Raw genomic sequence first — 12083 nt, 5'->3', positions numbered from 1 at the left:
GCCATGTTGCTCAACCTGTTCAATGAAATGCGTGCAGCCAAGGTGCCAGTGTCGGTGCGCGAGCTGCTCGACCTGATCAACGCGCTGAAACAGCGCGTCACCTTCGCCGACATGGACGAGTTCTACTACTTGTCGCGGGCGATTCTGGTGAAGGACGAACGGCATTTCGACAAATTCGACCGTGCGTTCGGCGCCTACTTCAATGGCCTGGAAAAACTCGACGATCACTTGCAGGCGCTGATTCCCGAAGACTGGTTGCGCAAGGAATTCGAGCGTTCGCTGACTGATGAGGAACGCGCGCAGATCCAGTCCCTCGGCGGTCTGGACAAGCTGATCGAAGAATTCAAGAAACGTCTGGAAGAACAGAAGGAACGCCACGCCGGCGGCAACAAATGGATCGGCACCGGCGGCACCAGTCCGTTCGGCTCCGGCGGCTTCAACCCGGAAGGCATCCGCGTCGGCGATGCCGGCAAGCGTCAGGGCAAAGCGGTCAAGGTCTGGGATCAGCGCGAGTACAAGAACCTCGACGATTCGGTGGAGCTGGGCACGCGCAACATCAAGGTCGCCCTGCGTCGCCTGCGCAAATTCGCCCGTCAGGGTGCGGCGGAAGAGCTGGACATCGACGGCACCATCGACCACACCGCCAAAGACGCCGGCCTGCTGAACATTCAGATGCGCCCGGAGCGGCGCAACACGGTGAAGCTGTTGCTGCTGTTCGACATCGGCGGCTCGATGGACGCGCACGTGAAGATCTGCGAGGAACTGTTTTCGGCCTGCAAGACCGAGTTCAAGCATCTGGAGTACTTCTACTTCCACAACTTCATTTATGAGTCGGTGTGGAAGAACAACCTGCGCCGCACGTCCGAGCGTTTCTCGACCCAGGATCTGCTGCACAAATACGGCGCCGACTACAAAGTGATCTTCATCGGTGACGCCGCCATGGCACCCTACGAAATCACCCAGGCCGGCGGCAGCGTCGAGCACTGGAACGAAGAGCCGGGCTACCTGTGGATGCAGCGGTTCATGGAGAAGTACAAGAAGCTTATCTGGATCAATCCGTATCCGAAGGACACCTGGGGCTACACCTCGTCGACCAATATCGTGCGCGATTTGATCGAGGATCAGATGTATCCGCTGACGTTGCGTGGGCTTGAGGAAGGGATGCGATTTCTGTCCAAGTAATCTTTGTTGTCAGTGATGCCCTCTTCGCGAGCAGGCTCGCTCCCACAGGTGAAATGCATTCCAATGTGGGAGCGAGCCTGCTCGCGAAGCCCTTAGCTAATTATGAAACGCTGCAAATACTCGACATGCTCGCGATATGCGACTTCCTGCACCACCGGCCTCAGCCGCACCTGCGCCCCCGGCAGACATTGCGCCAGCCGCGCCAGCGCCAACGGCGTCAACGCTCCCAAGCGCGGATAGCCACCAATCGTCTGCCGATCATTGAGCAGCACAATCGGCTGTCCATCCGGCGGCACCTGCACCGCACCCAGCGGAATACCCTCGGAAATCATCGGCCGGCCCTGATACTGCAACGCCTTGCCCAGCAACCGAATGCCCATGCGATCAGCGCGACTGTCGAGCGTCCACGGACTGTTGAACACATCGAACAGACTCTGCCCGCTGAACTGGCCGATCTGTGCGCCAAGCACCAGATCCAGCGGCGCGTTGAGGCGCAGATCAGGTCGATGCGCCAGCGGCACTTCACGCACCTGCAAAACCGCACCGCGATAACTCAGTGTCGCGCCCTTGGTCAGCGGTAACCCCATACCATCCAATCCACCGAGTTTTTCGCGCACCACCGTAGCACTGCTGCCCAGCACCTGCGGCGCGTCGAAACCACCGGGCGCCGCCAGGTAAGCCCGGGCACCGAGCAGCGGTTGAGTGAACTTCAATGTCTGGCCTTTGCCCAGTTTGAAACTGCGCCACGGCGCCAGCGCCTGCCCATCGATCTGCGCACCAAGATCAGCGCCGGCCAGCGCCAGCAGGCAATCCTCCTGCGCCACCACGGCAAACCCGCCGAGGGTGATTTCGATCACCGGCAGATCCAGCGCATTACCGAGCAACCAATTGCCCCAACTCATCGAACTCCAATCCGCTGCGCCGCCCTGGGTCACGCCCAAATGGCGCACGCCGAAGCGCCCGGCGTCCTGCAACAGGCACAGCGGCGTGCTCGCTTCAATTGTCAGTCGGCTCATGCCAGCGCCTCCAGTGGCGTGTCATCGCCGCCCAGGTTGATGAACTCGGCGTGGCTCACCGCTTCGAAACGCACGGTGTCGCCGGGTTGCATCAGGCTGTAGCCGTCGCGATGACGGTCGAACAGTTTCGCCGGGGTGCGGCCGATCAGGTTCCAGCCACCGGGGGACACCACCGGATAAGCCGCGGTCTGCCGCTCGGCAATCCCGACGCTGCCAGCCGCGACTTTCTTGCGTGGGGTGTCCAGGCGTGGCGCCGCGAGGATTTCTTCCACCAGCCCCATGAAGGCGAATCCCGGCGCGAAGCCGAGGGCGAACACCTGATATTCACGCGCGCTGTGACGGCGGATCACCTCTTGCACCGCCAATCCACTGCGCTGCGCCAACAGACTCAGTTCGGGACCGACACTCAGGTCGTACCAGACCGGCAACACATGGCACTGGCCGCCGGTGCGCGCATTCGGCGACAGGTCGATCAAGGCTTCAGCGATCAATTCACGCGCCTGACTCGGGCTCAGCGCGGTCAGATCGTAATGCACCATCAACGTGGTGTAGGACGGCACCAGGTCGATCAACTGCGCGCCAAACACCGCGCGCAAGCGCTCACTGGCGGCGAGCATCCACGGCATGTTGGATTCGGCAATTTCATCGAACAGGCGCAGCATCAGGCAGTCGAGGGCCACCACTTCAATCCGTGGACTCATGGCGCGCTCTGCTGATTCAGGGCCTCGCGAATGCGCTGCACGGCGGCCACCGAACTGGTGTTGTCGCCATGCACGCACAAGGTGTTGGCCTGCAGGTGCAGCGCGCTGCCGTCGCTGGCGACGAGCTCGCCGCCACGGGCGATGGTCAGCGCCTGTTCGATGATTTTTTCTGCTTCGTGATGCACTGCGCCCGGCAGTTGCCGCGAGACCAGTCGACCTGCGCTGTCGTAGGCGCGATCAGCAAAGGCTTCGAACCACAGGGTCACGCCGTATTCGTCACCGAGTTGCTGCGCCGCTGAATTGTCGCGGGTGGCCATCAGCATCAGCGGCAAGCTGCGATCGTAGGCGGCAACAGCCTGAATCACCGCCCGCAATTGCACCGGGTTGGCCATCATGTCGTTGTACATCGCGCCGTGGGGTTTGACGTAACTGACTCGCCCGCCCTGCGCCTTGCAGATGCCGTCGAGCGCGCCGATCTGGTAATGCAGGATGTCTTGCAGTTCCTGGGCGGAATAGGCCATGGAGCGCCGGCCGAAACCGACCAGATCCTGATAGGCCGGGTGCGCGCCGATCTGCACGCCGTGGCTCAGGGCCAGGCTGACGGTCTTGCGCATGATGCTCGGGTCACCGGCATGGAAGCCGCAGGCCACGTTGGCGCAATCAATGAAGGGCATGACCTCGGCGTCCAGACCCATGGTCCAGCTGCCGAAACTCTCGCCGATATCACAATTCAATAGCAGGCGGCTCACGGTGAACACTCCTGTAGCTTCTTGTCTTTTTATCTGTAGGACGCTTGCCCGGCAGGTTATCAGTTACTGCGCATCCAGTTGCTTGCCACGGGTCTCCGGCAGGCTCAGTGCGGCGAGAATCACCACGCCGTAGGACACCGCAGCAAACGCACCGATCCCAACGCTCAACGGCACCTTCTGGCTGAGCAAGCCGATCAGTAGCGGAAACAAAGCCGCCAGCGCCCGACCGATGTTGTAGCAAAAGCCCTGCCCCGAGCCGCGAATTCGCGTTGGAAACAGCTCGGTGAGAAACGCGCCCATGCCGCTGAAAATTCCCGAAGCGAAGAAGCCCAGCGGAAAGCCCAGCCACAGCATCACCCCGTTGCTGACCGGCATCTGCGTGTACAGCAGAACGATGGTGAACGAGCCGACCGCAAACAGGATGAAGTTCTTTTTACGCCCGAGCAGATCAGTGAGATAAGCGCTGATCACATAGCCGACGTAGGAGCCGACAATTACCATCGCCAGATACCCGCCAGTGCCGAGCACACTCAAGCCGCGTTCGTTCTTGAGGAAGGTTGGCAGCCACGAGGTGATCGCGTAGTAACCGCCGAGCGCACCGGTGGTCAGCAAGGAAGCACGGAACGTGGTGAACAGCATGCCGGGGGCAAAGATCTCGTAGAACTTCGCCGGATTCTGCGGAGTTTGCGCCGCCTTGGCTTCGCGATAGATCTCCGGGTCTTTCACCAGGCGCCGGACGAAGATCACGAAAATCGCCGGGACGATGCCGAGGATGAACAGCGCTCGCCAGGCATCTTCCGGCGGCAACACCGAGAACAGCAGCGCATAGAGAATCGCCGTCAATCCCCAGCCCAAGGCCCAACCGCTCTGCACCATGCCCACCGCTTTGCCGCGATCCTTGGCGCGGATCACTTCACCGATCAGCACCGCGCCAGCGGTCCATTCGCCACCGAAACCGAAGCCCATCAGGGTGCGGGCGATCAGCAGCTGTTCGTAGTTCTGCGCAAAACCGCAGAGGAACGTGAAGAAGGCGAACCATAGCACCGTCAGTTGCAGGGTGCGCACGCGGCCGATGCGGTCGGAGAGAATCCCCGCCACCCAGCCACCAATGGCCGAAGCGATCAGGGTGCTGGTGTGAATCAGCCCGGCCTGTCCGGTGGTGATGCCCCACATGGCGATCAGGGTCGGCACCACGAAGCTGAGCATCTGTGTGTCCATGCCGTCCAGGCCATAGCCGATCTTGCAGCTCCAGAAGGTACGACGCTCTTGCTGATTGATGTTGCGATACCAGTCGAACGGTCCGGGGCGGGCCGTGTTCTTGGGGAGGTCGAGGGTGTCGGGCGCACGCATGGCAAGTCTCCGCAGGCTTTTATTGGTCTTGTTCGAAGTTCCGACGACGCCTATCGTGGGAACCGGATGCGCCGATTTTTCGTCGCCCGGCCCTGCTGCGTCCAACGAATAAAAACCCGCCTTAGGCATAAGAAAAATTTGTCACCCGAGCCGTTGCCATGAACCTGAAGTTTCTCGAGACCTTTGTCTGGGTCGCCCGGCTGAAGAGTTTTCGCCTGACCGCCGACAAGCTGTTCACCACCCAGGCGTCGATTTCCAGCCGCATCGCGGTGCTCGAAGGCGAGCTGGGGGTGAAGCTGTTTCTGCGCGATTCACGCGGCGTCAGCCTGACGCCCGAAGGCCTGAAAGTGCTGGATTACGCCGAGCAGATGCTCGATACGATGTCGGCGCTGAAGCAATCGATCGAGACCCGTTCAAGCAAGGTCGGCCGGGTGCGCATCGGCGTGATGGACACGGTGATCCACACTTGGCTCAGCCCGTTGGTGGCACAGATGACCGATCTGTATCCACGGGTGGAAATCGAGCTGGTGGCGGACACTTCGCTGAACCTCTGCGATCAACTGCAAAAAGGCTTCCTCGACATCGTTCTGCAAACCGATCTGGTGCGCCACGAAAGCGTGCGCAGCCTCGAGCTGGCCAGCCATCCGCTGGGCTGGATCGTTGCGAGCAATTCGATCTACAACCGCGAGTACGCCGACCTCGGCGAACTGGCGCAGGAACGGATCATCACCTACTCGAAAAACTCCCGACCGCATCAGGATCTGCTGGCATTGATGCAGGCCAACGGTGTGCTGGCGCCGCGCCTGAACTGCGTGAATTCGGTGTCGGCGATTACCCGGCTGTTGCGTGATGGTTTTGGGATTGGCGTGCTGCCGCCGGTGCTGGTGGCCGAGGAACTGGCGCGGGGTGAACTGACCTTGCTCGACATCGACCAGCGACCGCCGAATCTGCAGGTGGTGGTGTCGTGGCGAGTTGGCGTGGAGTGGGTCGAGGAGATGGTGACGTTGTGTCAGCAGGTGCTGGCGGGGTATGCGCGCAAGGTCGGTGAAAAGTACATCACCCTCACTCAGTAATCACACCTGTGGTGAGGGGATTTATCCCCGATGGGCTGCGCAGCAGTCCTGAAACCTGAGCAATCAGGTTGATCTGACACACCATTGAGGGCCGCTTCGCGCCCCATCGGGGATAAATCCCCTCGCCACGGGGTTTGGCCAGCCTTACAAGCCGCGCACGTCGCGGTCTTCAATCGGCCGGCTCTGGCGCAAACGCCGGCCACCGAGCACCACCCAGTCAATCAGACGAATCAGGCACTCGATGCCGAACGACAGCAGCAACGCGCCGCTCATGCCCCAGATCATCGCCTCCGGGGTCAGCAGGATCTGGTAGCTGTAGCCGTTCCAGGTTTCCTTGCGAATGTCCGGGTCGGCGGCCAGCACCACTTGCAGGAAGCGGATGTACCACGGCCCCTGCATCGCTTGGAACTGTTTATCCAGCGCCAACTGCCGGTTGAGCAAAGTGCTCAGGCTGTCGGCATCGCTGCGAAACACCGGGTCGTCACTGGCGCGGTAATGCGCGACCAGCGCCTGCAAGTCGCCCTTGAAAAACTGCTCGGCGGTGCCCTGAAAACCGCGCAGACCGGTCTGCGCTTCGATCAGATGGGCTTCGATGCGTTTGGCGTAATCGTTGATGAAACCCGGCACCTGGACACCGATCAACAGGCCCGCCGCAAACAACACCAGCCGTAGATAACTGAGCAACATCGGGGAGAGATCCTTTATTCGGTCGTGCCCTGGCTGACGCATTCGCCGCGTCGCCACAGGCTCCATTGGCCCGGTTGGTAACGGGTCCAGGTTTCGTTTTCGGTCAAAGGCTCGGTGGCGATCACCGTGACCACGTCGTTAGGCGTGGTTTCCGCCTGGAAATCGACGATCACATCGACATCCTTGAGCCGCGCCGGGCCGAACGGTGCGCGCCGGGTGATCTGTGCCAGTTTGGTCGAGCAATAGCAGAACAGCCAGTCGCCGTCGCTGAGCAGGCAGTTGAACACGCCTTTGCTGCGGTATTCGGCACATGCAGCGACCAGATCCGGCAGCAGCACTTCTATATCGACCGGTTCGGGGAAGGCTGCACGCACGCGGTTGAGCAAATCGCAGAACGCCGCTTCGCTGTCGGTATCGCCCACCGGGCGGTAGAAACTCTTGATCGGGGTGAAATCGGCGAGCTGGCCGTTGTGCGCAAAACACCAGTTGCGCCCCCACAGTTCGCGGACGAACGGGTGGGTGTTGGACAGGCAGACCTTGCCGACATTGGCCTGGCGGATGTGGCCGATGACCACTTCGCTCTTGATCGGATAGCGCTGCACCAGATTGGCGACTTCCGATTCGCTGCTCGCGGCCGGGTCCTGAAACAGGCGCAAGCCACGACCTTCATAGAAGGCGATGCCCCAGCCGTCGCGGTGCGGGCCGGTACGCCCGCCGCGCTGCATCAGGCCGGTGAAGCTGAACACGATATCGGTCGGCACGTTGGCACTCATGCCCAGTAGTTCACACATGTGCTGACTCTCGTGATTACAGACGCGGCTCGACGCGCATGCGCTGCGGATTGTTCGGCAATGGCGGGCGACCGTAACGGTCATCACCGGCAGCGCCGAACGGCTGATCGTCGTCGCGATCATCGGCACGCGCCGCCGCTTTGGCCGCCTCGGCCTGCTCGCGGCGGGCGCGCGAGGCGCGTTCGATCGGGAAGCGGATCAGCACGAAAATCAGGTAGATGCCGAACGCAATCATGCCGTACATGAACAGATCGGAAATCGCCCGCCAGGCGTTGTTGCCGACCTTGAAGGCCAGGTCCAGCGCGGTAATGGCGATCGACGGCGCAACCTTGGCTTTCACCGGGTCAATGATGGTCGGGCTGAACAGCAACACTGCCATCAGCACCCGCAGCGGCTCGCGCAGCCAGCGCCACATCCAGCGGGTCAGGCGCATCCATACCAACAGGCAGCCCACAGCGGCAAAGGCGTAGAGGCCCCAGGCGATCAGATAGTCGTTCTCGGTCATGGTGTCCATGGCAAGGCAGGCAAAGAGGCGCTTATAGTAACGACTTTTCGCCCGTCAGGCTTGTCCCAATGCCAGACGGCCCGCAGCATACCCTGTGGGAGCGAGCCTGCTCGCGAAAGCGTCGGGTCAGTGAAACAAATGTCATCTGACAGGACGCTTTCGCGAGCAGGCTCGCTCCCACAGGGGCTGAGGCGGTTTCAACAACCGCGAACACCATTATCCGAATACTGTCCGAGAGCCTTCCATGCCCGAATCCGCCCACGTCATCCGCGCCCCGATCGCCCGCAAGGCAGCCGGTGCCGACCCGTATGCCTGGCTGCAGGAACGCGACACCGACGCGGTGCTCGACTACCTCAAGGCTGAAAACGCCTATCAGGAAGCACAGACCGCCGATCAGGCCGGCCTGCGCGAAAGCCTGTTCGAGGAGATCAAGGGCCGGATCCTCGAAACCGACCTGTCCCTGCCCTCGCCCTGGGGCCCGTATCTGTATTACACGCGCACCACGGCGGGTGACGAGTACGCCCGCCATTACCGTTGCCCGCGTCCGGCCGACGACAGCCTGACCCTCGACGAAAGCCGCGAGCAACTGCTGCTCGACCCGAACGTGCTGGCCAATGGCGGCTTCTTCTCGCTCGGCGCGTTCAGCATCAGCCCGGATCACCAGCGTCTGGCCTACAGCGTCGATGCCTCGGGCGACGAGATCTACACGCTGTTCGTCAAGGAGCTGGCCAATGACAAGGTCAGCGAGCTGGAATTCGAAGACTGCGACGGCAGCATGACTTGGGCCAACGACAGCCTGACGCTGTTCTTCGGTGTGCTCGACGAAACCCATCGCCCGCACAAACTATTTCGCTATCGCCTCGACGGCACCGCCGCCGAAGAGGTGTTCCACGAGCCGGACGGGCGTTTCTTCCTGCATTGCTACCGCTCCAGTTCCGAGCAGCAATTGCTGCTGACCCTGGGCAGCAAGACCACCAGCGAAGTCTGGGCGCTGGACGCGCATCAGCCGCACCTGCCCTTCACTTGCCTGGCGCCACGGGTCGAGGATCACGAATACGACGTCGACCACGGCGCACTGGATGGCGTATGGACCTGGTTCATCCGCACCAACCGTGACGGCATCAATTTCGCCCTGTATCAGGCGCCGGACACCGGTGTGGTACCGAGCGAAGCCGACTGGCAGAACCTGATCCCGCACAGCGACACGGTGATGCTCGACGGCGTGACGCTGAACACCGCGGCCATGACCCTGAGCCTGCGCGAAGGCGGTCTGCCGATCATCGAAGTTCATCCGCAAGGCCAGACGCCGTATCGCGTGCAATTGCCGGACGCGGCTTACAGCCTCTATGTGCAGAACAGCCTGGAGTTCGAGAGCGACCGCATCCGTCTGCGTTACGAGGCGCTGAATCGTCCGGCACAGGTGCGCCAATTGCTGCTGGCCAGCGGCGAGCAAACCGTCCTGAAAGAAACCCCGGTGCTCGGCCCGTTCGACGCCGACGCCTACGTCAGCCAACGCCTGTGGGCTACCGCGCCGGACGGCACGCAGGTGCCGATCAGTCTGGTGATGAAACGCGAGATGGTCGGCAAACCGGTGCCGCTGTATCTATACGGTTATGGCGCCTACGGCTCCAGCCTCGACCCGTGGTTCTCCCACGCGCGTTTGAGCCTGCTGGATCGCGGCATGGCTTTCGCCATCGCTCACGTGCGTGGCGGCGGCGAGTTGGGCGAAGCGTGGTACCGCGCCGGCAAACAGGAACACAAGCACAACACCTTCAGCGACTTCATTGCCTGCGCCGAATTTCTGATCCTCAACGGCATCACCACCGCCGAGAAACTGGCAATCAGCGGCGGCAGTGCTGGCGGCTTGTTGATTGGCGCGGTGCTCAATCAGCGCCCGGACCTGTTCGGCGTGGCGATTGCCGAAGTGCCGTTCGTCGACGTGCTCAACACCATGCTCGACCCGGACTTGCCGCTGACCGTCACCGAGTACGACGAGTGGGGCAACCCTGAAGAGCCGGAGGTCTACGAGCGGATCAAGGCGTACGCGCCGTACGAAAATGTCACCGCGCAGGATTACCCGGCAACCCTGGTCATCGCCGGCTACAACGACAGCCGCGTGCAGTACTGGGAAGCGGCCAAGTGGGTGGCGAAACTGCGCGCGACCAAGACCGACGACAACCTGCTGCTGCTCAAGACCGAACTCGGCGCCGGGCATGGCGGAATGAGCGGGCGTTATCAGGGATTACGTGACGTAGCGCTCGAATATGCATTTGTGTTCAAGGTTTTGGGCCTGGCCTGAGGAACTCCGTCGGTCACTTGGGTCTTAACTCCAGACCCCGGTGGTCGATACACCACAGATCCCATTGTGGGAGCGGGCTTGCTCGCGAATGCGGTGGGTCAGTCGACACTGATATTGACTGAACCACCGCATTCGCGAGCAAGCCCGCTCCCACAGGGGTCCGTGTAGTGCCTGAAAACCGTGAAAACAATAAAGACCGCAACGACATGTCAGAACCGACCTTACTGAACAACGAAATTCGCGACTGGCTGATGGACTGTGGCCTGTTCGATCAATTGCAACTGGCGGACTTCGCCGCGGCCTCGGGCTACTTCAGCATCAGCACCGTGGCGGAGGGCGAAGCGATTTTCCGTGAGGGTGATGCCGGCAGTTTCATGTGCATCCTCCACACCGGCCAGGTCGCCGTGCAAAAGACTGGCCCCGACGGCCAGGTCATCACCATGGCCACCCTGCGCAGCGGTCGGGCGTTCGGCGAAATGGCGGTGCTCGATGGCGAACGCCGCTCGGCCACCTGCATCGCGGCGAGCAATTGCCAACTGCTCAACCTGGGCAAGGACTCGCTGGAAAAAATGCTCAACGACGCGCCGAAGATCGCCGCCAAGATCATCCGCGCCCTCGCCGTGTCCCTCTCCAAACGTCTGCGCATGGCCGACGGCCAACTGGCGGCGCAACAGGTTTAACCGCCGGGAGATTTGGTCTTGGTGCTGCCCGGTTCGATGCCCGGCACCGGTTGATCCTTGCTCGGCGGGCTGGGCATTTCGATCGGCACCAGCGGCGGGCTACCACTGCCGGCACCGGCCTTCGGTGCGCTGATCGGGGTGATTTGCGGATACGGCGTCGGCGTGGCGGTTCCCGGCGAGCCGGGTTGCGGCGTCGGGCTGACCGGAATGGTCTGCTGCGCCTGCACTGCAGTAATCGAGAGCGCGGCCAGGGCAATGGCCGTTAGAATGGTGCGCTTCATCAAGGGCTCCGTTTGGCCTTAAGTCTGCGCTCAGGCTACTCCCAACGGGCCTGCTTGCCTTCCCCCTTGTAGAGATTTCCATGAAACGTTTCGTTCTGCTCGACACCACGCCGATCCCTGACAACGGTGGCGCCCTGTGCCTGTTCGAGTATGGCGAGGATTTCGTCATCAAGATCCAGGGTGGCGACGGCGGGCAATTGATGAACACCCGCATGCACGGTTCGGAAGATGCGCTGGCCGAGATCCCTTGCCGCAAGGTCGCCGGCCGGCCGAATTCGCGTGTATTGATCGGCGGTCTGGGCATGGGGTTCACCCTCGCCTCGGCGCTCAAACATCTGGGCAAGGGTGCCGAGGTGGTGGTCGCCGAACTGGTGCCCGGCGTGGTCGAGTGGAATCGCGGGCCGCTCGGTGAAAAGTCCGGACGACCATTGCTCGACCCGCGCACAGTGATCCGTCAGGACGACGTGGCCAAGGTCCTGCAAAGCGAGCCGAACGGCTTCGACGCGATCATGCTCGACGTCGACAACGGCCCCGAAGGCCTGACCCAGAAGGCCAACAGCTGGCTGTACTCCGCCGCTGGCCTCAACGCCTGCGCCAAGGCCTTGCGGCCCAAGGGCGTGCTGGCGGTGTGGTCGGCCAGCGCTGACCGGCAGTTTTCCGACAAATTGAAGAAGGCCGGATTCAAGGCCGAAGAAGTCCAGGTGTTCGCCCACGGCAACAAGGGCACGCGCCACACGATCTGGATTGCCGAGAAGCTCAAGGGCTGAGC

The 12083-nt window shown here is 61.9% G+C and carries 13 protein-coding genes; 5 read left to right on the top strand and 8 right to left on the bottom strand.

The features are described from left to right. The first annotated feature begins 3 nt into the window (after positions 1 to 3). On the top strand, positions 4 to 1182 hold the full coding sequence (locus ACOYXG_RS06620) for a vWA domain-containing protein (protein ID WP_007969609.1): 1179 nt from the start codon (positions 4 to 6) through the stop codon (positions 1180 to 1182). A 92-nt stretch (positions 1183 to 1274) separates the two neighbouring features. On the opposite strand, the gene ACOYXG_RS06615 is transcribed toward ACOYXG_RS06620, so the two are convergent. The 4 genes from ACOYXG_RS06615 to ACOYXG_RS06600 all read right to left on the bottom strand — a co-directional run bounded on the left by ACOYXG_RS06615 (position 1275) and on the right by ACOYXG_RS06600 (position 4998). Next, complete coding sequence (locus ACOYXG_RS06615) at positions 1275 to 2198, bottom strand: 5-oxoprolinase subunit C family protein (protein ID WP_414889403.1); 924 nt, start codon at positions 2196 to 2198, stop codon at positions 1275 to 1277. Beyond that, positions 2195 to 2899, bottom strand: coding sequence for a 5-oxoprolinase subunit B family protein (locus ACOYXG_RS06610; protein WP_027614530.1), 705 nt, complete (start codon positions 2897 to 2899; stop codon positions 2195 to 2197). The genes ACOYXG_RS06615 and ACOYXG_RS06610 overlap by 4 nt, the downstream gene beginning before the upstream one ends. After that, the gene (locus tag ACOYXG_RS06605; RefSeq protein WP_103369777.1) at positions 2896 to 3648 is read right to left on the bottom strand and encodes a 5-oxoprolinase subunit PxpA; all 753 of its coding nucleotides are present in this window, start codon (positions 3646 to 3648) and stop codon (positions 2896 to 2898) included. The genes ACOYXG_RS06610 and ACOYXG_RS06605 overlap by 4 nt, the downstream gene beginning before the upstream one ends. Before the next feature lie 63 nt (positions 3649 to 3711). Then, on the bottom strand, positions 3712 to 4998 hold the full coding sequence (locus tag ACOYXG_RS06600; RefSeq protein ID WP_096796615.1) for an MFS transporter: 1287 nt from the start codon (positions 4996 to 4998) through the stop codon (positions 3712 to 3714). Between the two features lie 158 nt (positions 4999 to 5156). Here ACOYXG_RS06600 and ACOYXG_RS06595 point away from each other — a divergent pair, with 158 nt between their 5' ends. Next, complete coding sequence (locus ACOYXG_RS06595; protein WP_103369778.1) at positions 5157 to 6071, top strand: LysR family transcriptional regulator; 915 nt, start codon at positions 5157 to 5159, stop codon at positions 6069 to 6071. 144 nt (positions 6072 to 6215) lie between these two features. Here the strand turns inward: ACOYXG_RS06595 and ACOYXG_RS06590 are convergent, their stop codons facing one another. From ACOYXG_RS06590 to ACOYXG_RS06580, 3 genes are read right to left on the bottom strand one after another with little or no spacing between them, the layout of a single operon-like run. Further along, complete coding sequence (locus tag ACOYXG_RS06590; RefSeq protein WP_336840976.1) at positions 6216 to 6758, bottom strand: DUF2937 family protein; 543 nt, start codon at positions 6756 to 6758, stop codon at positions 6216 to 6218. 14 nt (positions 6759 to 6772) lie between these two features. After that, complete coding sequence (locus ACOYXG_RS06585) at positions 6773 to 7549, bottom strand: class II glutamine amidotransferase (protein ID WP_007969599.1); 777 nt, start codon at positions 7547 to 7549, stop codon at positions 6773 to 6775. 16 nt (positions 7550 to 7565) lie between these two features. Next, on the bottom strand, positions 7566 to 8063 hold the full coding sequence (locus ACOYXG_RS06580) for an MFS transporter (RefSeq protein ID WP_086791999.1): 498 nt from the start codon (positions 8061 to 8063) through the stop codon (positions 7566 to 7568). Between the two features lie 235 nt (positions 8064 to 8298). Between ACOYXG_RS06580 and ACOYXG_RS06575 the strand changes: the two genes are divergently transcribed. Together ACOYXG_RS06575 and ACOYXG_RS06570 are read left to right on the top strand one after the other, a co-directional pair. Continuing rightward, positions 8299 to 10353, top strand: coding sequence for a S9 family peptidase (locus ACOYXG_RS06575; protein ID WP_460356599.1), 2055 nt, complete (start codon positions 8299 to 8301; stop codon positions 10351 to 10353). A 206-nt stretch (positions 10354 to 10559) separates the two neighbouring features. Continuing rightward, the gene (locus tag ACOYXG_RS06570; RefSeq protein WP_007969596.1) at positions 10560 to 11033 is read left to right on the top strand and encodes a cyclic nucleotide-binding domain-containing protein; all 474 of its coding nucleotides are present in this window, start codon (positions 10560 to 10562) and stop codon (positions 11031 to 11033) included. Here the strand turns inward: ACOYXG_RS06570 and ACOYXG_RS06565 are convergent. Beyond that, the gene (locus tag ACOYXG_RS06565) at positions 11030 to 11314 is read right to left on the bottom strand and encodes a hypothetical protein (protein ID WP_097086705.1); all 285 of its coding nucleotides are present in this window, start codon (positions 11312 to 11314) and stop codon (positions 11030 to 11032) included. The genes ACOYXG_RS06570 and ACOYXG_RS06565 overlap by 4 nt on opposite strands. An 80-nt stretch (positions 11315 to 11394) precedes the next feature. Here ACOYXG_RS06565 and ACOYXG_RS06560 point away from each other — a divergent pair, with 80 nt between their 5' ends. Further along, a complete protein-coding gene (locus ACOYXG_RS06560) occupies positions 11395 to 12081 on the top strand; it encodes a spermidine synthase (protein ID WP_003222615.1) in 687 nt (228 codons plus the stop codon). Positions 12082 to 12083 lie beyond the last annotated feature (2 nt).

This window comes from Pseudomonas sp. G3-39 (genome assembly GCF_054790485.1).
Note: the sequence above shows the minus strand (reverse complement) of the source record. Positions and strands in the feature narration are given on the sequence as shown.